Below are 23,662 nucleotides of genomic sequence, written 5' to 3'. Positions count from 1 at the left end.
GGGGAGCGCAAGGCCCGTGGGAATCCGCGCTGTGGCCGGGGAGGCTCTGGAGCTGGGGATGGCGGCGCACAATCCCGCGCCATCTTGCGTGACTCTGTTGAAGGAAGGGACAACCCAGTGTGTGCGGTGTCTGTTGAATGGGGCCGAGAGGCCGATCTGCCCGTGGCGGTGGCGCGTGCGCGCATCGCGGCGGCGTTGTCGCCGTTGCAGGCGTGTGAGCGGGTGGGGTTGGCGTCGGCGCTGTGCCGGGTGCTGGCCGAGGATGTGGTTTCGCCGATCGACGTTCCGGCGCATGACAACTCGGCCATGGACGGTTATGCCTTCCATGGGGCCGATTTGCATCCCGAGGCGCCCACGGTGCTGCGTCCTTTGGGCGTGACGGTGCTGGCCGGTCAGCCCTACACCGGCACGGTGGCACGGGGCCAGTGCGTGCGCATCATGACCGGCGCGGTGATGCCACCGGGGCTGGACACGGTGGTGCCCATCGAGCACTGCCAATGCAGCGCAGAAACGGTGACCGTGGCCCCTGGCACGTTGCGTCCAGGCGACAACCGGCGCCGTCGCGGTGAAGATTTGGCCCAAGGACAGCCGGCCATCCGGGCGGGGCGTGTGCTGCGCCCGGCCGATGTCGGGCTGATCGCGTCGCTGGGGGTGGCCGAGGTGAACGTGCGACGGCGCTTGCGCGTGGCCGTGTTCTCTACGGGCAGCGAATTGCGTGCGCCCGGCCAGCCGTTGGCGCCCGGATGCATCTACGACAGCAACCGCTACACCCTGATGGGGGCCTTGACGCGGTTGGGGTTCGACGTGATCGACCTGGGGTTGGTGGCCGACGACCGGGCGGTTTTGGATGCCACCTTGCAGGCCGCCATCACCCAAGCCGATGTGGTGTTGACCAGCGGCGGCGTGAGTGTCGGGGACGCCGACCACACCCGCGAACTGCTGGCCGCCAGAGGGCAGGTCGAATTTTGGAAGGTGGCCATGCGGCCAGGGCGGCCATTTGCGTTCGGCACTTTGCGCGGCGCGCAGCCGGACGGATTCCCCCGCCCGGTGGCGTTGTTTGCCTTGCCGGGCAATCCGGTGGCAGCGTTGGTGGCGTTTTACGTGCTGGTGCGCGAGGCCCTGCTGACGCTGGCCGGAGCGCAACCCCAGCCTCTGCCAGCCCTGCGGGCGCGCAGCGTGGCGCCGATTCGCAAGCGCCCGGGGCGCAGTGAGTTCCAGCGGGGCATTGTCAGCGTGGCGCCCGATGGGGGATGGCACGTTCACCTGACGGGCTCACAAAGCTCGGGTGTGCTGCGCAGCATGTGCGAAGCCAACGCGCTGGTGGCGCTCGATCACGAACAAGGCAGCGTCGCTGCGGGGGACGACGTCAGCGTTTGGTTGTTCGACGGGCTGGTGTGAGGCGAAAAAAAACCCTCGGGGTCACCGAGGGTTGAAGCGTAAAGCCAGCAGCCGGAGCCGCTGGCCGACGGGTGAAGCATCAGTGGTTCGACGCTGCGGCAGCACCATGGCCGGTTTGGGCGCGCACGAACTGATCGTCGAACGCTGCCTTTTCGGCTTGGGCGCGTTGGCTGTTGCCTTCCAGCACCGAGAACAACCAGCAGCAGAAGAAGGCCACCGGCATGGAGAACAGCGCGGGTTGGTCATACGGGAACAGCGGCGCGGCATTGCCCAGCACCGTCACCCACACCGACTTGGACATCACCACCAACGTCACAGCGGTGAACAAGCCAATGTAACCACCGGCCAGGGCGCCACGGGTGGTCAAGCCCTTCCAGTACATCGACATGATCAGCACCGGGAAGTTGCTCGATGCCGCCACACCGAAGGCCAGACCCACCATGAAGGCCACGTTTTGCTTTTCGAAAGCAATGCCCAGCACCACCGCCACGATGCCCAGCACCACGGTGGCGATGCGCGACATGCGCATTTCGTCGGCTTCGGCGGCCTTGCCCTTCTTGATCACACGGGCGTACAGGTCATGCGACACCGCCGAGGCACCGGCCAGCGCCAGACCCGACACCACCGCCAAGATCGTGGCGAAGGCCACCGCCGCCAAGAAGCCCAGCAGCAGGTTGCCGCCCACGGCCTTGGACAGGTGCATCGCCACCATGTTGCCGCCGCCGATCAGCTCGCCGCCGACGGTGCCGCCTTCAAAGAACTCCGGGTTTTGGCCGACGATCACGATGGCGCACAGACCCATCAGGAAGATCACGTTGAAGAAGTAGGCGATGAAACCCGAGGCGTACAGCACCGACTTGCGGGCTTCCTTGGCGTTGGTCACCGTGAAGAAGCGCATCAGGATGTGCGGCAGGCCCGCGATACCAAACATCAGGCCCAGGCCGAGCGAGATGGCCGTCACCGGATCGGCCACCAGCTTGCCGGTGTTCATGATGTTCCAGCCGTTCTTGTGCGCGGCGGTGGCTTGTTCGATCAGCGTGGTGTAGCTGAAGCCAAATTGGCTCATGGCCAACAGCATCACCAGGGTGCCCCCAGCCAGCAGCAAGCAGGCTTTGATGATCTGCACCCACGTGGTGGCCAGCATGCCGCCCTTGATCACGTAGACCAGCATCAAGCAGCCCACCACCAGCACGGCGACGTTGTAGTCCAAACCGAACAGCAGCTTGATGAGCTGACCGGCGCCGACCATCTGGGCGATCAGGTAGAAGCACACCACGACCAGCGAGCCGATCGAAGCCATCGTGCGCACCTTGCCTTCGTCGAGGCGGTAGGCGGTGATGTCCGAGAAGGTGAAGCGGCCCAGGTTGCGCAGGCGCTCGGCCATCAGGAACAGAATCACGGGCCAGCCGACGAAGAAGCAGATGGCGTAGATGTAGCCGTCCAGACCCGAGCCGTAGACCAGCGCGGTCAGGCCCAGCAGCGTGGCGGCGGACATGTAGTCCCCCGCGATGGCCAAGCCGTTTTGGAAGCCGGTGATGCCGCCACCGGCGGTGTAGAAGTCCGCTGCCGACTTGGTGCGGTTGGAGGCCCAGTAGGTGATGCCCATCGTCAGTGCGACGAAGATCAGGAACATCACGATGGCGTGCATGTTGAGCGGCTGCTTTTCAGCCGCTTCCATGGCCGGGCCGGCGAAGGCGCTGGCCGAAGCCAGCAGGCCCAGGGCGCTGGCGCCCAGGCGGTGCATGAAACGGGGGATGGTCACTTGCGGGCTCCCTTGCTGGCGTCTTGGACGATCTTCAGGGTGAGTTCATCGAACTCGGTGTTGGCGCGTTTGACGTACAGCGCGGTCAGGCCCCAGAAGAACACGAACATGCTGAAAATCACGGCCACCCCCAGGGTGTACGCCGACGTTTCACCGCCCAGGCGCTGGCCCATGATCGATGGGTTGAACGCCACGACCAAAATCAGGCCGTAGAACAACACCATCAGCACGGCCACCAGCGTCCAAGAGAGCTGGCTGCGTGTTTGCACCAAACGGTTGAAGTCCGGGTGCTCGCGGATTCGTTGGTAAATCTGTTGTTGTGACATGGGAGATGTCTCCTCAATAAGGAAAAGCACGGCAGGGTAAATCCGCTTGCTCCACCTGCTCAAGGCATTCACAGACCCCCCGCTGTGCTGAAAGCTGAACGCAAGACTCCGACAACTTTGCTCAACTTTGTAACATGGGCGTGATATTGAGTTTTGCATTACAAAACGCGCAGCGCATGCAACACCAATCCCGCCATGGCGCCGATGAGCGTGCCGTTCAGGCGGATGAACTGCAAATCGCGCCCGACGCTGCGTTCGATCTGGGTCACCAGCCGTTCATCGTCCCAAGCTTTGAGCGTGCGGGCGATGTGCTCGGACAGCCCGTTTTGCACCGTTTGGCTGAGGTCGCCAGCGAGGTGTTCCAGGTGCGTGTTGAGGGCTGCGCGCAGGGCCGGATCCTCGGCCAGGCGTTCGCCCAGCAGGGTCAACATCTGCGCCAGGTGGCGGGCGACGTGAGAGTCGGGGGCCGCCAAATCGGCATGGAGCACGGCGCGGATGTCGCGCCACAGGGTGTCCACGTAGGCGCGGCACACGGGGTCGTCCAGCGTCCGATCTTTCAGGGCGTTGACATCGGCCATGAGGCTGGGATCGTGGCGCAGGCGTTCGATTTGGGCGTTCACCCAGGCGTCGTAACGCTGGCGCAAGGGGTGGTGAGGCTGGGCCAGCACCTCGCGCAGTTCGGCAATCGCCGAGGCGCTGACTTGCGCGGCCAGCGAATCCGCCATGTTCGGCACGGACGCGAAGCGTTCCGCCAGCCCGATCAACCAAGGCCACTCTTTGCGGATGTGGCGCAACGCCATGGCGGCCAGCGCTTTTTTCGCCGGCTCTTCACCCAGCCAGTGGGCCACTTGGTGCAAGCCGGCGTCGAGCAGGGCGTGGTGGCGCTCTCCGCGCGTCAGCAACCCCAGCACTTGGCCGACGCTGGCCGAAGCGTTCCACTGCCGCGCCTGTTCCCGCAGGAGGCGGTGCAGGGCGTCGGCCAGGCGTTCATCTTCCAAGAGGGCGAGCAGTTCAGCAGAGGCCGAGCGGGCCACGTTCACCACTTGGGCCACCCGTGCGGGGTCGCGCAGCCATTGGCCGAGGTGCGCGGCGGGGTCGAGGGTGCGCAGATGGGGCAATAGCACGTCGGGGGCGAGGAAATGGTCGCGGACGAACTGCGCCAGGTGGTCGGCAATGCGGTCTTTGTTGCGCGGCACGATGGCCGTGTGCGGCAGCGGCAGCCCGAGCGGGCGGCGAAACAGCGCCACCACGGCAAACCAATCCGCCAAGGCGCCGATGGTGGCGGCTTCACACGCGGCGATCACCCAAGCCCACCCCCCTTGGGCGCCCATGGCATGGCCCATCACCCAGCCCGCGATGGCGACCAGCAACGCGCCCGTGGCCACCGCCTGGAGGCGCCGCAACGCGGCGAGGCGGGGATCGGCGTTATCAGGCATGGGGCGGGGCGGGGTAACGCACCTCGATCACTTCCAGCACCTCGACCCCGCCGGGGGTCATCAGGCGCACCTCGTCGCCTTCGCGGGCTTTGAGCAGGGCGCGGGCCACGGGGGAAATCCAGCTCACCTCACCGGCCAGGTGATCCACCTCGTCGATGCCTTTGATGGTGATGGTGCGCTCCTCGCCCTTGGCGTTGGCGTAGGTGACGGTGGCACCGAAAAAAATCTGATCCCCGCCGAAGTGCTGCGAGGGGTCGGCCACTTCTGCCAGATCCAGCCGCTTGGTGAGGAAACGGATGCGCCGGTCGATTTCGCGCAGGCGTTTTTTGCCGTAGAGGTAGTCGCCGTTTTCGGAGCGGTCGCCGTTGGAGGCGGCCCAATGCACCACTTCGACCACTTTGGGCCGTTCCACATCGATCAGGTGCAGCAACTCGGCGCGCAGGGCGGCGTAGCCGGCGGGGGTCATGTAGTTGCGGGTGCCGGCGGGCAGGGGCGGGAGGCCGCCGGTGTCGTCATCGTCGTGGTCACTGGCACTGGGGGAAGAACGGGAGGCTGGGCTCATGGCACAAAAATCGAATCACAGCAGGGTTTGAGGCAGGATGGCGTGATTGTGTTGGAGCTTGCACCCCATGCGTTCTGCGTCCCCTCTCCGCATTCCTGCCACCTACATGCGCGGCGGCACCAGCAAAGGTGTGTTTTTTCGGCTGGATGATTTGCCCACCGCCTGCCAAGTGCCCGGCCTAGCGCGGGATCGTTTGTTGCAGCGTGTCATTGGCAGCCCTGACCCTTACGCCGCACACATCGACGGCCTGGGCGGTGCCACGTCCAGCACCAGCAAGTGTGTGATCCTGTCGCGCAGCACACGGCCAGGGCACGATGTGGATTACCTGTATGCCCAAGTTGCCATCACGTCGGATTTGGTGGACGGGTCGGGCAACTGCGGCAACCTCACCACAGCCGCCGGGGCGTTCGCCCTGCATGCTGGCCTGGTGGACGTCGCACGCGTGCCGCAGGACGGGGTGTGTACCGTGCGCCTCTGGCAGGCCAACATCGGCAAAACCATCTTGGCGCATGTGCCCGTGGCGGGTGGCCAAGTGCAGGAAGACGGTGCGTTCATGCTCGATGGGGTGGCCTTCCCTGCGGCGGAAATCGTGCTCGAATTTCTCGATCCGGCGGACGATGACACCGGGGCGCTGTTCCCCACCGGCCAGACGGTGGACGAGCTGAGCGTGCCCGAGGACGTGGTGCCGGGCGGGCGCATCGCCGCGACCTTGATCACAGCGGGCATTCCGATGGTGTTCGTTCGCGCTGCCGATCTGGGTTACACCTGCACCGAAAGCCGCGAGAGGATCAACCGCGATCCGGTGGCCTTGGCGCGGTTCGAAGCCATCCGCGTGGCCGGGGCGTTGCGCATGGGTTTGATCCGCACGCCGGAGGAAGCTGCCACGCGCCAGCACTCGCCCAAGATCGCCATGGTGGCGCCGCCGGCGACCTACCGGGCCGCCAATGGCCAGACCGTCGCGGCGGGCGACGTCGATTTGCTGGTGCGGGGCCTGTCCATGGGCCAGTTGCACCACGCCATGATGGGCACCACCTCGGTGGCCATTGCCACAGCGGCGGCGATTCCGGGCACGCTGGTCAGCCAAGCGGCAGGGGGTGCGGCGCGGGCTGTGGTGCGTTTCGGGCACCCTTCCGGCACCCTGCGCGTGGGCGCAACGGCAGCGTGCTGCGACGGGCCTTCCGGGCCGCAGTGGCGCGTGACCCGGGCGGTGATGAGCCGCAGTGCGCGCATTCTCATGGAGGGGTGGGTGCGCGTGCCGGCAGGCTGTTTCTGACTCAGCTTGGTTGGGCTTGGCGCCGGCGCCAAACGGCTTTTTCCACTTCGATCACGCCAAACAACACGCCCCCCAGGCCCAATGCCACGCCCCAAGATGAGGCCACCAACGGCGCACTCTGAAACACCGCTTGCACCGCCGGCACATAGGTGAACACCGCCTGCAACCCGACCAACAGCGCCACCATGAGCAGCGCCACCGGGTTGCCCGCCAGGGTGGCCCAGCGCCAAGCGTGGTGTTCACCTTGGCGCAGGTTGAACAGGTAAAACACCTCGCACACCAGCAGGGTGTTGACGGCGGCGGTGCGCGCCACCGCCACCTCGCTGCCGCGTGACAGCTCCCAATGGAATACCCCGAACGTCGCCGCCACCATCAGCCCCGCTGCAAACAGGATGCGCCCGACCATGGCCCGCGTGATCAGTGCTTCCCCCGGTGGACGCGGCGGGCGCTGCATCACCCCTGGTTCAGCCGGTTCAAACGCCAGGGCCAGCGCCAAGGTGATGGCCGTCACGGTGTTGACCCACAGGATTTGCCCCGCCGTGATCGGCAACGGCAACCCCGCCAGCAGGGCCAGCAAAATCACCCCCGCCTGGGCGCCGTTGGTGGGCAGCATGTAGGCCAAGGCTTTGCGGATGTTGTCGAACACCACCCGGCCTTCGCGCACCGCGTGGGCGATGGTGGCGAAGTGGTCGTCGGTGAGCACCACGTCGGCGGCTTCGCGGGCGGCGTCGGTGCCTTTGCCACCCATGGCCACGCCGATGTCGGCGGCTTTGAGGGCGGGAGCGTCGTTCACGCCGTCGCCGGTCATCGCCACCAGATGGCCTTGGGCTTGCAGCGCGGCAATCAGGCGCAGTTTGTGTTCCGGTGTGGCGCGGGCGTACACATCGCAATCGGCCACTTGCTGGCGCAGGGTGGCATCGTCCCAACCCTCCAGCTCACGGCCACTGAGGGCACGCTCGGCCCGCAAGCCCAGTTGTGCCCCAATGGCCGCCGCCGTGACGGCATGATCCCCCGTGATCATGATGACGCGGATGCCCGCCGCTTGGCACTGCGCCACCGCCGCCACCGCCTCAGGGCGCGGCGGGTCGATGATGCCGATCAAGCCCAGCAGTTCGAAATCCGATGCCAACGCCGGGGCGTCGAGTTTGGAGCCTCCCACCGTTTTGCGGGCCAGCGCCAGTACACGTTCTCCCGCTGAGGCCGCCTGCTGCACCCGCTGGAGCCACGCAGCGGCCTCGAACGGAGCGCCGCCCATGACGCTGTGGCAACGCGCCAGCACCTGCTCGGGCGCCCCTTTGAGGTAAACGACGTACCCCCCCTGCGGCCCCTCATGCAGCGTGGCCATGAACTGGCGTTCGGACTCAAACGGCAGCGTGTCGCGGCGCGGCCAGTGGGCGGCCAGGTCAGCGGCGGGCCACCCGCCTTTGTGGGCCAGGGTGGCGAGGGCGCCTTCGGTCGGATCGCCCACCATCTGCCAAGTGCCATCGGGTTGGGCGTGCAAGCGGGCATCGTTGCACAGCGCGGCGGCGTGCAGCAGCGGGGCCAGCGCGGGCACCTCGTCGGGAGGCACGCCGGTGCCGTGGCGTTCGAAGCGGCCTTCGGGCGCATAACCACTGCCGCTGACGCGCAGCTCGCCTTCGGGCAACACCACGCGCACGGCGGTCATTTCATTGCGGGTGAGGGTGCCCGTTTTGTCGGTGCAGATCACGCCCACCGAGCCCAGGCTTTCCACCGCTGGCAAGCGCCGGATGATGGCGTGCTGCCGCGCCATGATGCGTGTACCGATGGCCAGCACGATGGTCACCACCGCCGGCAAACCTTCCGGAATCGCCGCCACGGCCAGCCCGACCACCGCCAAAAACAGGTCGAACCACGCCAAGCCTGCCACCCAGTGGCCCCAGGCCAGCGTGAGTCCGGACACGCCCACAATCGCCCAAGTGATCTGCCGGGCGAACCCATCCAAGCGGCGCGTCAACGGCGTGGCCAGCGGGGTGACATCGGACACCAAAGCGCCGATGCGCCCGATCTCGGTGTGCGCCCCCGTGGCCACCACCACGCCCAGCGCCTGCCCACTGGCCACCAGCGTGCCGGTGTACGCCATCGCGGTGCGGTCGCCGATGCTGGCTTCGGTGGGGTTGGGGGCCACGTCCTTGTCCACAGGCACCGACTCGCCCGTCAACGCCGCTTCGGTGATGCGCAAGCGGTGGACGCGCAACAGACGCACATCGGCGGGCACCTTGTCGCCCGACTCGATCCACACCACATCCCCCGGCACCAGCTCGCCGGCATCGATGGGGTGCCGGGCTCCCTCGCGGATCACCAGTGCCCGGGCTGCCAGCAAGCTGCGCACGGCTTCCAGCGCCTGTTCGGCCTTGCCTTCTTGCACGTAACCGATGAGGGCGTTGATGAGCACCACGCCCGCGATGACGCTGGCGTCCACCGTGTCGCCCAACAGCCCGATGATCACGCCGGCGATCACCAGCACGTACACCAACGGGTTGGTGAACTGCTGCACCCAGCGCATCCACGCCGGGCGGCGCGGGGCTTCCGCCAAGCGATTGGGGCCGTGGGTGCGCAGCCGGGCGGCGGCTTCGGCGGCAGACAGGCCACGTTCGGCGTCGGTGCCGAGCGCTTCGGCCACTTGCGCGGGGGATTGTGCGTGCCAGAGCGGGGCCGGATGGGAGGAGGGATCAGGCGTCATGGTTGGGAACGGCGGTCAAGGTTTCTGAGTGGGCGCGTCAACGCTGATGCTGCCGATGTCTACCATCTGCCCGGCGCCATTCAGGCGCAGGGTCAGCAGTTGATCTTGCTGCTGCGGGGTGCCGAATTGGGTGCTGACTTGCGCTTGTACCGTGGTGGTGTTGGCCACGGTCTGCTGCCGATGCCCGAAGAACTTGGCGCGGACGCGGTACACCCCCGGCAGCGGATGGCGCAGTGCGTACTCCTCGGGGCCGTAGCCTCCAGTGACGTCGGCGGACATCTTGCCGCCCTGCTCGGTCAATGCGTGGGCGAACATGGCTTCTTCGCCCGAAGGTTCGAGCACATGCAAATCCATGTCGGTGTTGTCCGCGTCCCAGCGCAGCACCACGCGCAGGCCCAGGGGGAGGTTTTTCAGCAAGCGCGGGTCGATGGCGCTGAGGTTGAGCGCAGGGGAGGCCGGGGCGCGAGCGATGACCGCGTTCAGTTCGGCCAGCGTCGTCAAATCGACATCACGGAAGCGCCCATCCCATGGGCGGGACACGACATGCCACAGCGCATCGATGGCCGCTTGCGTCCGCCCTTGTTTCGCCAGCGCCAGCCCGACATCGCGCCACGATTGCGGCTCGTTCGGCGCCAGTTGCCGCACGCGCTGCAAGATCGGCAAGGCCAGATCGAGGCGCCCGGCCTGCTCCAAGCGATAAGCCAAGATGCGCAGCACCGCCCGTTGATCAAAAGCCACTTCCGCCAGGTTGGAGAGGATGCGCAACGCCAGCGCGTCGGCTTTTTTCGCAAACAGGGCTTCGGCGCTTTCCAAGAAAAACGCCGTGCTTTGGCTGCGCGATGGGCGCTCTTGCAGGTAGATGGCGTAGGCTTGTTCGGCGTCGGCGGCCTGCATGCGGCGGCTGAATTCTTCGCTGGGCTGCCAAGCCGCCAGGGTGGTGGTGGCTTGGAGGGCCGGCGGGGTGCCTGCTCCGGGGGCTGCATCCGCCCGTGGCGCAGCGGGGCGCGGGGCGGCCATCGCGGCGGTGGGCAGGGGCGCGGGGGCGGGTGGCGGTGGGGGAGCCATCGTCAGTGGCCGGGGGATGGGCACCGCTTGTTCCTGCGCCGCTTGCGGGCGTTCTGCTGCCAAGCGTGCCCGTTCCGCTGCGCGGCGCGCAGCTTCTGCGCGATGGTCTTTGTCATACCAGGCCACGCGGGCTTGGAAGCGTTCCACCAACTGCGCCAGATGACGTTGCTCGACGTTCTTCTGCTCGGCCCCTTTTTGCGCCAGCAGCCGTTGGTACTCGTTGCGCAGCGAGGCGGGCGGGGCAATTTCGTGGCGCACATAGTCCGCCACGCTGTCCAGCACGATGAGCGAGGTTTGGCTCGTCGCCAAACCAAAACGCTGGCCCAGGCGCAGGATGTCTCCCCGGCGGGCGTCGGCATCGGCTTCCCAGGCGTCCAGCATCAGGCTGGCCCAGCGGCTGGCGGCCAGTGCGCCGCGTGCATCGCTGCGCAGCGGCACGTTCACCTGGCGCATCTGGCCGGTGGCGGTTTCAAACGACAGCGTCAGGGTGGTTTGTGCTTCGGTCAGCACCCCGGCGATCAACACCCGACCCGCATCCGGTCGGCGGGAGGCGATCACCACATCGCGCAGGCCCGCGCCTTGCCAGCCGGTCACGCGGCCCGAGGCTTGGGTGAGGGCTTGGGCGGCGTCGGTCGGCCCGGTGCGGGTCAGATCCAGCAACTGGCCGCCGCTGGCTTCGGTACGCTGGCGCAGCCACGCTGTGTTGGCCGAAACGCTGGATTGCACCGCATGCACCACCGCCGCTGAGGCTGCCGCGCTGGTGGGTGTCGCCACGGTGGCGCCGTAGTTCGGCAAACCATCGCTGAACAGCACGTTCACGTCACAGCCGGGGATGGGGGCCAGCGCCTGGGTGGCGGTGGCGCCGTCGTAGGCGAGGGATTCGAGCGCTTGGCGCAGGGCGCGCCAATCCCCTCGGTGAATGGTGAAGGTTTGCGGCGGCGTGGCCACGTCCCGGGCGACGACGAGTTCCACTTGCAGCGGCGCCTCACCCTGCTTGGCCCAGGTGGCGAACAGGGTGTCCAGCAAAGCCAGCTCACGGGGCAGGTCGCGCCGGGCGGCGGAGCCGGAGGCATCCCAAATCAAGCCCAGGCGCTGCGGTCGGGCCACCGGGCGGGCGGCAGCGGATGGCGCCGCGTGGTAGCCCTCGGGCACGGGGACTTCGGCATAAAAGAAGGTTTCCCCGTCAAACGACTGGGTGGCCGCATACGGCTGGCGCCCCACCGCCACACTCAGCTCCATGGGCTGGCGCGCCGTGACGTTTTGGCCCGACCACACCACCTGTGCCCCGGCCCCCCCGCCGGCCAGCGGGCGCACGCTGGCAGCCGTCAAACCTCGGCCCAGGCGCACCTGGCGGGCGGCGACGTCGGCCACCCGCACGTCCATTTCAACCTGGCCGACATGCTGCGCCCATTGCAGGGGCACGCGGTACAGCGCTTGACCGTGGCGCACCGGCAAGGTTTCCACCAGCTCAATGGACACGCGCCGCTCGCCGTGCGCGGGCAACGGGTAAATCCGCAGTTTGAAGTTGTTACCCTGGGTTCTTTCCAGCAGCGCCGGATCGACGCGCTGGCGGATCGTGTCCTCAAACACCTGCTGGCCCTTGGCTTTTTCGACCGGGACGGCGGGGCGCATCTCTCCATTGATGTCCAGCGCGAAGCCGGACACCGATTGACCCTCCGCCAGCGGAAACTGCAACTCACCTTCCAACACCTGGGCGTTGGGGTTTTTGAAGACGATCTCCACCTGGGTGCGCGCCGCTTGGCCGACGATCTCGGTGCGCAGGCTGGCCCGGGCGATTTCAATCGGCTGGCGCGCTGGAGGGCTGATCACGCGCAGCCCGAATTCCGGTGGCGGCACGGTGATGGGGGGCGAGGTGCGCGGAGGCGGTGTCAACGCGGTGGAAGGCCCCACCTGCGCCACCGCGTTGGCGACACAGCAGCTCAACGCGGCCCATCCGAGGGCCGAGCGCCGGAACAGGGCGCGGGAGAAACGCAGCGGGCGCATACAGCATCCTTCCAAGTGGGAAGGATGGAGTTTAGGGAAGACCTCAGGCCAGGCCCAGCCAACGCCCCAACAGGCCCATGAAGGCGCACCCTGCGATCACGGGAATCACCCCCAGCTTGAACCGGAACAGCGCCACCGCCGCCGCCACAGCGATCACCGCCGAGCCCCCGTCCACCCCACTGCCCCAGCCCTGCGGCCACAGAACGTGGTAACCAAAAAACAACGCCAAATTCACGATCACCCCGACCACAGCGGCGGTGATGGCGGTCAGCGGGGCGGTGAACTTCAGGTCGTTGTGGGTCGATTCCACCAGCGGCCCACCGGCCAAGATGAACACGAAGGAGGGCAAGAAGGTGAACCACGTCACCAGCGTGGCCGCCACGGCGCCCGCCAAGAACAGCGACTCCGGCCCGAACACCGCCTTCACATAACCCCCCACAAAACCCACGAAGGCCACCACCATGATGAGCGGCCCCGGTGTGGTTTCACCCAAGGCCAGCCCGTCGATCATCTGGGTGGGGGTGAGCCAGCCGTAGTGGCCCACGGCGCCTTGGTAGACGTACGGCAACACGGCATAGGCGCCGCCAAAAGTGAGCAAGGCCGCTTTGGTGAAGAACCAGCCCATCTGGGTGAGGGTGTGGTTCCAGCCCAAGCTGGTGGTGAGCAGCCCCATGGGCAAGGCCCACAGCAAGGCGCCAGCCAACAGCACCGCACTCAGGCGGCCCCAGGCGAAGCGGGCGTGGGCGGGGGTGGGCGTGTCATCGTCGATCAACGCCGGGCCGAAAGAGGCTTTGGCCTTGCCGTGGCCACCACCGGCTTGGAACTTGGCCGGTGCTATGCGACCGCCCACGTAGCCGACGAGCGCCGCCACCGCGACGATGGCCGGGAAGGGCACCCCGAGCGCAAAAATCGCCACAAACGCCGCTGCGGCGATGCCCCACAGCCAGCCGTTTTTGAGCGCCCGCCCGCCGATGCGGTGCGCTGCCTGCACGACGATGGCCGTCACGGCGGGTTTGATGCCGTAAAACAACCCCGCCACCAGCGGTTGCTCGCCCCAAGCGATGTAAAGCCACGAGAGCGCGATGAGGATGAACAGCGAAGGCAGCACAAACAGCGCCCCCGCGACGATGCCGCCCCAGCTCCGGTGCATCAACCAACCGATGTAGGTGGCGAGCTGCTGGGCCTCTGGCCCTGGCAACAGCATGCAGTAGTTGAGCGCGTGCAAGAAGCGCTTTTCGGAGATCCAGCGCCGGCGCTCCACCAGCTCGGTGTGCATGATGGCGATTTGCCCCGCCGGGCCGCCAAAGCTGATGAAGCCCAGTTTGAGCCAGAAGGCCAAGGCTTGCCAAAAGCTCACCTCGGGGGGCATGGGGGTGTCAGGTTTCATGGTGGGGTGGGGGTGGAAAAGTGGGTCAACAAGCCGTCCAGCACGGCGCAGGCGGCGGCAAAAAGGGCTTCGTCATCGGGCAAGGCGGTGCGCAGGCCGGCGAGCACGCTTTCCACGCCCGCCGCTTCGGGTGGGCGCACGCCCCCCACGTCCAGGCTGTGAACCAGCGCGCCCAGGCGGGCCAGCCCTGGTTGGCGCAACCCAAAGCTGGCGGCCAGCACCTCGAATGTCACCAGATGCGGCGTGTGGCTGAAGCGGGCGCCGTCGAAGTCAAAGCCCAGCACGTCGGCGGGCAAGTGCTGCGGCTCGGCCACCCAAAGCAGCCGGGCTTGGGGGTCAATGAACCGCCGGATCAACCACGCACTGGCCAGCCGATCCACCCATGGGCGCTGACGTGTGGCCCAAGTTCGGCCTTGGTAGTCGTGTAGATGAAGCACCTCCAGCGTCACATCCAGCGGCTGGGGTTCGTCCGGTGAGAGCGCACGGGCGCAGGCCTGCTCCAGCAGCGCCAAGGCGTGTTCGGTTTGCCGCTGGGCTTCGCCGGGGAAAAAATCCACGGCCACGCACGCTTGGAAACTTTTGCGCAGCTTGCGCAGGGCTTTGTGGGTGTCGGCGGCGGTGTCGGTGGACAGCGCGGTGCGCAGGGCTTGCAGCTCATCCAGCAGGACGGCGTAGTCCGCGCTGCGGTCAAACAGGGCTGTGAATGGGGCGCCTTCGGGCTCGGCCACGCGCAGCACCCAGGCCGACCCGCCATGGTGGATGACATCCGCAGCCACCGAGTTCAACAGCGTCTGGCACGCATCCTGTTGCGGCAGCAGGTACACGCCATCGCGCAGCACCGCCGCGCCACTGGCTTTGAGCGAACGCCAGGCCCGCATCCGGGCGGTGGCGTTTTCAGTGGGCAGGCTGGTGATGCACAGAAGCCATTGATTCATTGTGATCTCTACATTTTTTGTAGAGATCATGTCACAGCATCACCCTGTTTGCTCACGCTCGAGGCCCCCGCGCCATCGCCATCGCCATCGCCATCGCCATCGCCATCGCCATCGCCATCGCCATCGCCATCGCCATCGCCATCGCCATCGCCATCGCCATCGCCATCGCCATCGCCATCGCCGCTTCCGCCAGGTGATCCAGGCGTTGCTCCAGCGCCTCAATGGCCGGGGGGTGCGGCGCGTCCACTCACCACGACATCACCTCGACGATGCCGCCCGCCACATAACTTGGAGTTCACCTGCAACATTAAAAGCACGCACCGAAGGCACGGACTTTGCGGGACGTCAGGTTGATTGCCCTGTGTGCGCCCAGCATGGGCGTGAGGTGGAAGTCCCCTGTGGGAGTACCGGCCTGGACTCGGAGAGCGAGCAGGACAACCACGAGTCGAGGGCAAGGGCGTCGCTGCGAGGCGGGGTCTGGAGGAAGCCGTAGACAAGAGGTGCGAGGCGACGGACAGAAACCACATAGAGGAGGCCTAGGACGCCAGACGAGCCGGCACTGGATGGCGAAGTCTGATGGTACAGCGTCTAGGGTAGATGTGGCGCTTGTGCATCGACAGTTCACGTTCTTACCTGGGGAGGTCTGCATCACGTGCGGCATGGAAGGAAACGCTTTGCAAGGAAGGATCCCGGAATGGGATGTACCGGGTTATCAACGTCCTAGCGCCGTGGGGAGCTGCCCCCTGCGAGACGAAGAAACAGGCAGCGCCCTTGCGAGCCATGCAGCGCGTGGCGTGGCAACACGTTGCGTGATGGTGCAGAAGTCAGCAGAGGCCATAGTAGGGGCGCAGGGTAAGCGCGCTGAAGGGCCGAACAACGAGAGACAAGGAGCAGACACAGCCATCTCGACGGCACCGGTGAACCCGAAGCGGGGGAGGTGTGCGGGCGGCGGTGGAGGTGAGAAACGAGCCTTGAGACAAGACGAAGTGAAGCGAGAAGGACTGCTAGAAAAGGTGCTGGACAGGGACAACCTGTTGAAGGCGTGGAAGCGGGTGAGGGCCAACAAAGGAGCGCCGGGCATAGACGGCGTGACGGTGGAGGACTACCCGGAACAAGCGCGGCAACACTGGCCCAGGATCAAGGAGCAGATCGAGCGAGGGCGCTACGAGCCGCAGCCGGTCAGGAGGGTGGAAATCCCGAAGGCTGGAGGAGGCAAGAGGGCGCTGGGCATCCCGACCGTGATGGACAGGGTGATCCAGCAAGCCATAGCGCAGGTGCTGAGCCCGCTGTACGAGGTGGAGTTCAGCCCGAACAGCTACGGGTTCCGACCAGGCCGCAGTGCACACCAGGCGATCAAGCAGGTGCAGCAAGACGTGAAGCAGGGCTACAAATTCGCGGTGGACATGGACTTGGCCAAGTTCTTCGACACGGTCAATCACGACGTGTTGATGGGGCTGCTGGGCCGCACCATCGGGGACAAGGTGCTGCTGAGGTTGATAGGCAACTACCTGAGAGCAGGGGTGCTGGTGGGATACCGCGTAGAGCCGAGCGAAGTGGGGACGCCACAAGGCGGGCCGCTGTCGCCGTTACTGGGCAATGTGATGTTGCACGAGCTGGACAAGCAACTGCACAGCAGAGGGCACAGGTTTGCGCGCTATGCGGACGATGTGGTGATTTTGGTGCGCAGCCTGAGGGCGGGGCATCGGGTGATGCACAGCGTCAAGAGGTTTGTGGAGGCAAAACTCAGGCTCAGGGTAAATCAGGCGAAGAGCCAGGTTGCGCCGATGGGAGAGTGCAAATTCCTAGGCTTCACGATCAAGGCGGGCAAGATACGGTGGCACAAGAAGGCGCTGGAGGGCTTCAAAAACCGAGTGCGCAGACTGACGAGCAAAGGCTGGGGGGTGTCGATGGACTACCGCTTGGGCAAGCTCAGGGAGTACGTGCGAGGGTGGATGCAGTACTTTGGGATCAGCCAGTATTGGAGGACTGTGCCGGGGCTAGACGAATGGATCAGAAGGCGGATGCGATCGGTCTACTGGAAACGGTGGAAGAGGAGCAGGACGAAGATCCGGGAGTTGTTGAGGCTGGGCGTGAATAGACGCATGGCCTTTAGGCACGGACTGAGTGGCAAGGGGAACTGGCGCATGGCCAGGAGTCCGGCGTTGCGAATCGCGTTGACAAACGAGAGGTTGCACGAGACGGGCCTGGTGAGTGTGGTGGCCCTATGGAAGAAAGCTCAGGGGTACACCTGAGCGAGAAAGAGAAGCGAGCTTCGTCGAGCGAGCCGACTTGTTGAACCGCCCACTGCGGACCCGCATGGTGGGTGGTGTGGGAGCTGGGGGCTAAAGACCCCCGGCTACCCGATTAGAAATTTCTGATGAATTTAATCATCGCCTTTTGAGGTAATATTGTTTATGCTGGGGTTCCTCCATCTATGTCAACCTCTTCATGATTTGGTGGTGACCCTTCTGGGTACTCCCAAAAACGATGTGTAACTGAGATTTCTGCACCACATTCACATGTTATTGTCAATTCACCTTCGTATGTTGTTTCCGTTCCCATCTGGCGCTCATCAGAATCAACAGCCTCGTAGTCAAATTCAGAAGTATCGACTGAATGTAATTCACCACAAGAATCACAAGTAAACTCTATTTTTCTCATAATTTTATCTCACTGATTAATCAAATTAATATATTTTATCAAATATTCGGCTATTGTATTTCCATGACTGTTTCCTTGAAAGTTGACTGTTCCCGTGTTATATATATTCATGACGAGCCCGCAAGGAAAATTAATTTTTTGCTGAATTGCAGTTGGATTAGTGAAAACTGCGGTAGGATATTTTCCTTTTACGAATTCGATCAAAGCGTCCGTGTCATTGCACTTGATTGGCATTTCAAACCTCATTGGTTGCGTTGCGGGATTTGGATTCTACTAAATTTCTAACTGGCCAACCACGGGCATGCCTCGGCCGGCACCGCCCGGCGCTGGAGCTCCACCTCCACCTCCACCACCTCCCGCACCATGTTTTTGAAGCGCGCAGCAATGGCGTGGCTGCCCCGTTTGCCAATGACGGCCCGGAACACCTCGCTTTGTTCCACCATGTGCGCCAACAAGCCCCGCAGCATGGGCAAGCCGGCGGGCTTGTCGGCTTGGGCGTCGGTCAAATGCGCCCGCTGGCCGGCCAGGCTGTCGGACAACAAATCATCCTTGCCCTGGTAGTGCAGGTAGAAGGTGGAGCGCCCGATGTTGGCCCGCTCGCAAAGGGCTTGGATGGACAGCCCATCCCACCCGGTGTGCGGCAGCAGGGCAAGCATGGCATCGCGCAGGGCGAGTTTGGTTTTGGCAATGCGGCGATCCGGCTCAGAAGAAGGTTTGGCCATGGCAGTTGCTGAACATGTGGCGGCGATCCATCTGTTATCAGACAGTCCACCCCGAGGATGGCTTGCGATGCGCAGGGGGGTGTTCCGATCATGGTGGCATGTTGACTCAAGCACAGCCCACCATGATGCAAACCCTCTCCGCTCGCCTGGCACCCTGGGTGCGCTGGGGCTCACCCTGGTGTACATCGCCGCCGAAGCCGCTGGCACCTTCGGCCCCGTGGGCACGGCCTACCCGGTGTACCTGGGCTCCCTCATCACCGTGCTGCTGCTGTTGGAGCGCTGGATGCCGATGCGCCCAGACTGGGGCATGACCCGCACGCTGTTCTTCGTCCGAGACCTGCCCATGCTGGTGGTGAACGGCGCGGCCATGGTGGCGGCCACCCACGGCATCACCTGGCTGGTGGGGCATCGGGTGTTGTGCTCACTGGGGGCCTCTGGGTTGCCGTGGCCGGTGCAAGCGCTGATCGCAGCGGCGTTGGCCGATCTGGCGTGGTACGGGCTGCACCGTTACTGCCACGAGGGCCGAGGTCGGTTGGGCCGGTGGATGTGGCGCACGCATGTGCTGCACCATTTGCCAGAACAGGTTTATGTGTTCATGCACGCCGCCGGGCACCCCATTCAGAGTGCGTATGTGCGAATCGTGTTGCTGCTGCCGGCCATCGGGTTGGGGCTGACGCCCGAAGCGGCGTTTGCAGCGGCGGTGTTCAACGGGTTTCAGGGGTTGGTGTCGCACTTCAATGTGGACATCCGGGCCGGCTGGTTGAACCGCGTGTTCATCGGCACCGAGCTGCACCGCTTCCACCACAGCGCAGACCCGGCGGAAGCCCGCAACTACGCCGCCGTGTTCAGCGTGTGGGATCAGCTTTTTGGCAGCTACCGCCTGCCCGGCGTTGCGCCCGCCGCGCTGGGCGTGCCGGATCGGACCGCCTACCCCGCCAACACGCAATGGCTGCAATTGCTGGCGCTGCCACTGCGGTCGGCGTCCCCGGCGCAGCGCCGTGAGCCTTGAGGCGCTTACTCCGCCAACGCCACAAACGGCAACACCGCCCGCGCTGCCGCCACGCCGTCCAGACGGTGCTTCAGCTCCCCGCCCAGCCAAGCAAAGTGAAACTGCGCCAGCGTTTGTTTGTCGGTGTAGAACGCCGCATCGCCATCACCACGGGCCAGTGCGGCGGTGGCCACCGCATCCGAGCGCGCCCAGGCCGCGCCCAGCAAGGCTTCACCCAAGGCGAACAACAGATCGTCCGCCGCACGGAAGGGCAATTCCGCATCCGCTTGCGCATCCGCCGCCAGCGCAGCGACGGCATCGGCCACCGCCCGCAGGCCAGCGCGGGCCGCTTCGGCATGCACCGAACCTTCGCACTGTTCCGAGGCCCACGCCAGCAGTGCGCCCAGCTTGGCGCCGCCGTCCGGTAGCACCTTGCGCAGCAGCAGGTCGATGGCCTGAATCTCGTTCGTGCCTTCGTAGATCAGCGCAATGCGGCTGTCCCGCACGATTTGCTCGATGCCGTAATCGTGCACAAACCCGTGGCCGCCCCAGATGCCCAACGCCCGGTCGGCGCCGTAGTGGCCGTAATCGGTCAACATGGCTTTGATGACGGGCGTCAACAGCGTGGCGCGTTCACCGGCAGCGGCGCGGGTGGCGGCGTCCGGATGGCTGGCTTGCTCGTCCAGCGCATGGCCGGCCCAGTAGGCCAGCACGCGGGCGGCTTGGGTGCGTGCTTGCAGCGTGAGCAACTGGCGACGCATCGCCGGGTGGAAGGCGATCACATCCGCTGGGCCTTTGGGCGCGTCAGCCGGCTTGGTAGGCGAGCGCAGTTGCACGCGCTCGCTGGCGTAGCGCAGCGCGTTTTGGCTGGCGATTTCCAAATGCCCCAGCCCCTGCAAGCCCACATGCAAGCGCGCCGCGTTCATCATCAAGAACATGGCCGCCAGCCCGCGATTCGGCTCGCCCAACAGCCAGCCGGTGGCGTTCTCGAAGCTCATCACACAGGTGCCGCTGCCCTTGATGCCCATCTTCTTTTCGATGCCATCGCAGCGGGCGGCGTTGCGTGAGCCATCCGGCAAAAACTTGGGCGCGAGGAACAGCGACAGCCCCTTGGTGCCCGCCGGCGCATCCGGCAAACGCGCCAGCACGAGGTGGACGATGTTGTCGGTCAGATCCGAATCCCCGCCCGAAATGAAAATTTTGGTGCCGGTGAGGCGGTAACTGCCGTCCTCAGCCGGCACGGCGCGGGTGCGCAGCAAACCCAGGTCGGAGCCGGCGTGCGCTTCCGTCAAACACATGGTGGAGAGCCATTCGCCGCTCGTCACCTTGGGCAAGTACAGGTCGCGCAGCCAGCCGGTGGCGTGCTGGTGCAAAACCTCGTAAGCGCCGTGCAGCAAGCCGGGGTACATCGTCCAAGCGTGGTTGGCGGCGGCCAGCATTTCATACAGCGCCGCGTTCAGCACTGCCGGCAGACCTTGGCCGCCGCATGCCGGATCACACGCCAGCGCCGGCCAACCCCCGGCCACAAACGCTTGATACGCCTCGCGGTAGCCCTTGGGCGTGGTGACGTGACCATCGTTCCAGCGGCAGCCCTCCAAATCGCCGGGCGAGTTGGTGGGGAACAGCACTTCCGAGGCGAAGCGCCCGGCTTCTTCCAACACCTGGGCGGCGGTGTCGGCGTCGAGGCCGTCAAAGTCGCTCATCGCGGCCCAGGCCGCCGGGGCACCCAACACTTCATCGATGACAAAGCGCATGTCGCGCAACGGGGGATCAAAACGCCACATGGCGGCTCCTGCATGTCTTGAATAAAGCCCCTCTCCCCTCGTGGGAGAGGGGTTGGGGAGAGGGGGCGGTTTCAGTGCTTCTTAGCCCCGAGGTAGGTATCAATCACCCGCGAATCCCCCGCCAACGCTTTCGCCGGGCCTTCGAGTGCCACCGCGCCGGTTTCCAGCACATAACCGTAGTCGGCCACCTCCAGCGCGGCGCGGGCGTTCTGCTCAATCAACAGAATGGACACCCCGGTCGAGCGCAGTTGGTCGATGGTGCGGAAAATCTCCTTCACGATCAGCGGCGCCAGCCCCAGGCTGGGTTCGTCCAGCATCAGCACCTTGGGGCGGCTCATCAGCGCACGGCCCACCGCCAACATCTGGCGCTCACCGCCCGAAAGCGTGCCGGCCAACTGCGCCCGGCGCTCCTTCAAGCGCGGGAAGATGGCGTAAACCTCGTCCAGCGTGCTGCGCCAGTTGGCCACGCCTTGGCGCATGGGCTTGAAGCCGCCCAGCACCAGGTTGTCTTCCACCGGCATGGTGGAAAAGAGTTCACGCTTTTCCGGCACCAGGGCGAGGCCGGCCATCACGCGCTCTTCGAGCGTGGCGTCGGTCACGTCTTGGCCGTCAAACACGATGCTGCCTTTGGCGCGCAGCACGCCCATCAAGGCGTTCAAGGTGGTGGATTTGCCGGCGCCGTTCGGGCCAATCACCGTCACCACCGACCCTCGCGGCAGATTCAGGTTCAGACCCGAGAGCACCTCGGCCTTGCCGTAGCCCGCGTGCAGATCGCGCACGCTCAGGATGTTGTCGCTCATGTTCAAGTTCCTTTGGCGTGCGGCAGGTCAGTGCTCGGTGCCCAAGTAGGCGGCGCGCACCTCGGGGCTGGCTTGCACCTCGGCAGGCGTGCCCGACATCAGCTTGGTGCCAAACTCCATCACCGTGATGTGATCGACCAAGCCCATGACGAAGTCCATGTCGTGCTCCACCAACATGATGGACAGACCTTCTTGCTTGAGTTGGCGCAGCACCTCGGCCAGGGCTTGTTTTTCCTTCAAGCGCAGGCCGGCGGCGGGTTCGTCCAACAGCAGCAAGGCCGGGTCGGTACACAGCGCACGGGCGATTTCCATCAAACGTTGCGGCCCCAGCGCCAGGTTGCCCGCCAGCTCGTTCATCTGATGCGCCATGCCGATGCGGCGCAGTTGGCGTTCGGCCTCAGCGAACAAGCGCCGTTCTTCCTCCCGATCCAAGCGCAGCACCGCTTGCACCGGGCCGGCTTGGGTGCGCAGGTAGCCGCCCAGGGCCACGTTTTCCAGCACCGTCATTTCCGCAATCATCTTGACGTGCTGGAAGGTGCGGCTCATGCCGCGCTTGGCGATCTCGCGGCTGGGCAAGCCGGCCACGTTCTGGCCTCGGAACATCACGGCGCCGCTCGTCAGCCCCAACACGCCGGTGATCAGGTTGAACGTCGTGCTTTTGCCCGCGCCGTTCGGGCCGAGCAGCCCCATGATGTCGCCCGCACGGATGCTGAAGCTCACATCGTTCACCGCCACCAGGCCGCCGAACTCCTTGCGCACCTGTTGCACGTCGAGCAGCAGCTCGCCGCGTGCGGGTTTGTCGCGGCTGGGCAGGGGTTTGGCGCCGCCCCAATCGCGTTCACGTTGGAAGGCCGGCACCCAGCGTTCGACAAAACTCCACAGCCCTTCCGGCGCGTACTTCAACACGCCGATGAGGATGAGGCCGAAGACGATGATCTCAAAGTTGCCGCTGGTGCCGATCAGCTTGGGCAGCAGCACTTGCAGTTGGTCTTCGATGATCTTCACCGCGCCCGAGCCCGCAAACGCGCCCCAGACGTGGCCGATCCCCCCCAGCACCGCCATGAACAGGTATTCAATGCCCTTGGCCAAGCTGAACGGCGACGGGTTCACCGTGCGCTGAAAGTGCGCGAACAACCAGCCGGACATCCCCGCCATCATCGCCGCCAGCACGAAGGCCAGCAGCTTGTATTGGAAGGTGGAAATGCCCATCGCCTCGGCCATCGTGATGCCGCTTTTCAGCGAGCGGATGGCCCGGCCCGAACGCGAGTTCAGCAGGTGCAACACACTCACCGCCGAAATGAAGGCCGCGCCCCAGATCAGCACGTACATCGCCCGGCCATCGGCAAAACTCAGGCCGAACAGGTTGATGGCCGGCACGCCCAACAGGCCGTCGTATTTGCCCAGCGACTCCATGTTGGCCATGGTGTAGTTGAGCGACAGCGCCCAGGCCAGCGTGGCCAGCGGCAGGTAATGGCCGCTCATGCGCAGGGTGAGGAAACCCAGCACGATGGCCACCAACACCACCAGCGCCTGGCCGATGAACAGCGTGATGAACGGCGACAGGCCCGTGTTGAGCGTGAGATACGCCGTGGTGTAGGCGCCCACGCCGACGAAGGCCGCTTGGCCGAAGGAGGTCAGGCCCGACACCCCCGTCAACAGCACCAGCCCCAGCCCGACTTGGGCGTACAGGCCGATGTAGTTGAGCTGGGTGATCCAAAACTCGGGGATGGGCAGCAGCGGCACCAGCATCATCAGCACGATGAAGGCCGGCATCAGCCAGGGCGAGCGCAGCGCCTCAATGGCCCGGCGCCGCCCGAACATCATGGTGGCGACGGTGGGAGAGTCTTTTTGGTACATC

17 protein-coding genes are annotated in these 23,662 nt (G+C 65.3%); 4 read left to right on the top strand and 13 right to left on the bottom strand.

Annotated elements, in window-relative coordinates; all coding sequences use genetic code 11:
* Nucleotides 1-126: 126 nt before the first annotated feature.
* The gene (gene moeA, locus VITFI_RS15755) at nt 127-1,398 is read left to right on the top strand and encodes a molybdopterin molybdotransferase MoeA (RefSeq protein ID WP_198301529.1); all 1,272 of its coding nucleotides are present in this window, start codon (nt 127-129) and stop codon (nt 1,396-1,398) included.
* Between the two features lie 79 nt (nt 1,399-1,477).
* On the opposite strand, the gene VITFI_RS15750 is transcribed toward moeA, so the two are convergent.
* The 4 genes from VITFI_RS15750 to greB all read right to left on the bottom strand — a co-directional run bounded on the left by VITFI_RS15750 (nt 1,478) and on the right by greB (nt 5,484).
* Nucleotides 1,478-3,142, bottom strand: a complete 1,665-nt coding sequence (locus tag VITFI_RS15750; protein WP_089418207.1) for a cation acetate symporter — start codon at nt 3,140-3,142, stop codon at nt 1,478-1,480.
* 14 nt (nt 3,143-3,156) lie between these two features.
* A complete protein-coding gene (locus VITFI_RS15745) occupies nt 3,157-3,486 on the bottom strand; it encodes a DUF485 domain-containing protein (RefSeq protein ID WP_089417791.1) in 330 nt (109 codons plus the stop codon).
* Between the two features lie 158 nt (nt 3,487-3,644).
* Nucleotides 3,645-4,922 (bottom strand): DUF445 domain-containing protein, encoded by a 1,278-nt coding sequence (locus tag VITFI_RS15740; protein ID WP_089417790.1) that lies wholly within the window; start codon nt 4,920-4,922, stop codon nt 3,645-3,647.
* On the bottom strand, nt 4,915-5,484 hold the full coding sequence (greB, locus tag VITFI_RS15735) for a transcription elongation factor GreB (RefSeq protein ID WP_089417789.1): 570 nt from the start codon (nt 5,482-5,484) through the stop codon (nt 4,915-4,917). Before greB ends, VITFI_RS15740 begins: the two co-directional genes overlap by 8 nt.
* Before the next feature lie 67 nt (nt 5,485-5,551).
* Between greB and prpF the strand changes: the two genes are divergently transcribed.
* Complete coding sequence (gene prpF / locus VITFI_RS15730) at nt 5,552-6,757, top strand: 2-methylaconitate cis-trans isomerase PrpF (RefSeq protein ID WP_089417788.1); 1,206 nt, start codon at nt 5,552-5,554, stop codon at nt 6,755-6,757.
* Between the two features lies 1 nt (nt 6,758).
* Here prpF and VITFI_RS15725 read toward each other — a convergent pair whose 3' ends face one another.
* The 5 genes from VITFI_RS15725 to VITFI_RS15705 are packed head-to-tail and all read right to left on the bottom strand — an operon-like array spanning nt 6,759 to nt 15,096.
* Nucleotides 6,759-9,458, bottom strand: a complete 2,700-nt coding sequence (locus VITFI_RS15725) for a cation-translocating P-type ATPase (protein WP_089417787.1) — start codon at nt 9,456-9,458, stop codon at nt 6,759-6,761.
* A gap of 15 nt (nt 9,459-9,473) precedes the next feature.
* A complete protein-coding gene (locus VITFI_RS15720; protein ID WP_089417786.1) occupies nt 9,474-12,527 on the bottom strand; it encodes a VIT domain-containing protein in 3,054 nt (1,017 codons plus the stop codon).
* A 43-nt stretch (nt 12,528-12,570) separates the two neighbouring features.
* Nucleotides 12,571-13,914 carry a chromate efflux transporter gene (gene chrA / locus VITFI_RS15715; protein ID WP_089417785.1) on the bottom strand — a complete coding sequence of 448 codons (1,344 nt, stop codon included), beginning with the start codon at nt 13,912-13,914 and terminating at the stop codon, nt 12,571-12,573.
* The gene (locus VITFI_RS15710; protein ID WP_089417784.1) at nt 13,911-14,849 is read right to left on the bottom strand and encodes a chromate resistance protein ChrB domain-containing protein; all 939 of its coding nucleotides are present in this window, start codon (nt 14,847-14,849) and stop codon (nt 13,911-13,913) included. Before VITFI_RS15710 ends, chrA begins: the two co-directional genes overlap by 4 nt.
* Before the next feature lie 52 nt (nt 14,850-14,901).
* The gene (locus VITFI_RS15705) at nt 14,902-15,096 is read right to left on the bottom strand and encodes a hypothetical protein (protein ID WP_089417783.1); all 195 of its coding nucleotides are present in this window, start codon (nt 15,094-15,096) and stop codon (nt 14,902-14,904) included.
* Between the two features lie 724 nt (nt 15,097-15,820).
* Between VITFI_RS15705 and ltrA the strand changes: the two genes are divergently transcribed.
* Nucleotides 15,821-17,101, top strand: coding sequence for a group II intron reverse transcriptase/maturase (ltrA, locus tag VITFI_RS15700; protein ID WP_198301528.1), 1,281 nt, complete (start codon nt 15,821-15,823; stop codon nt 17,099-17,101).
* Between the two features lie 690 nt (nt 17,102-17,791).
* Here ltrA and VITFI_RS15690 read toward each other — a convergent pair.
* Entirely contained in the window at nt 17,792-18,232 is a 441-nt protein-coding gene (locus VITFI_RS15690; protein ID WP_157725722.1) for a TetR/AcrR family transcriptional regulator, read from the bottom strand.
* A 178-nt stretch (nt 18,233-18,410) separates the two neighbouring features.
* Here VITFI_RS15690 and VITFI_RS15685 point away from each other — a divergent pair, with 178 nt between their 5' ends.
* Entirely contained in the window at nt 18,411-19,241 is an 831-nt protein-coding gene (locus tag VITFI_RS15685; protein WP_198301527.1) for a sterol desaturase family protein, read from the top strand.
* Between the two features lie 5 nt (nt 19,242-19,246).
* Here VITFI_RS15685 and VITFI_RS15680 read toward each other — a convergent pair whose 3' ends face one another.
* The 3 genes from VITFI_RS15680 to VITFI_RS15670 form a co-directional block, all read right to left on the bottom strand.
* On the bottom strand, nt 19,247-21,004 hold the full coding sequence (locus VITFI_RS15680) for an acyl-CoA dehydrogenase family protein (protein WP_089417780.1): 1,758 nt from the start codon (nt 21,002-21,004) through the stop codon (nt 19,247-19,249).
* A 71-nt stretch (nt 21,005-21,075) separates the two neighbouring features.
* Complete coding sequence (locus VITFI_RS15675) at nt 21,076-21,804, bottom strand: ABC transporter ATP-binding protein (RefSeq protein WP_089417779.1); 729 nt, start codon at nt 21,802-21,804, stop codon at nt 21,076-21,078.
* Nucleotides 21,805-21,831: 27 nt separating this feature from the next.
* Nucleotides 21,832-23,661: a branched-chain amino acid ABC transporter ATP-binding protein/permease gene (locus tag VITFI_RS15670; protein ID WP_198301526.1), complete on the bottom strand. Its 1,830-nt coding sequence runs from the start codon at nt 23,659-23,661 to the stop codon at nt 21,832-21,834.
* Nucleotide 23,662 lies beyond the last annotated feature (1 nt).

Source organism: Vitreoscilla filiformis (genome assembly GCF_002222655.1).
In the GTDB taxonomy this organism is placed as follows: Bacteria; Pseudomonadota; Gammaproteobacteria; order Burkholderiales; family Burkholderiaceae_C; genus Ideonella; species Ideonella filiformis.
Note: the sequence above shows the minus strand (reverse complement) of the source record. Positions and strands in the feature narration are given on the sequence as shown.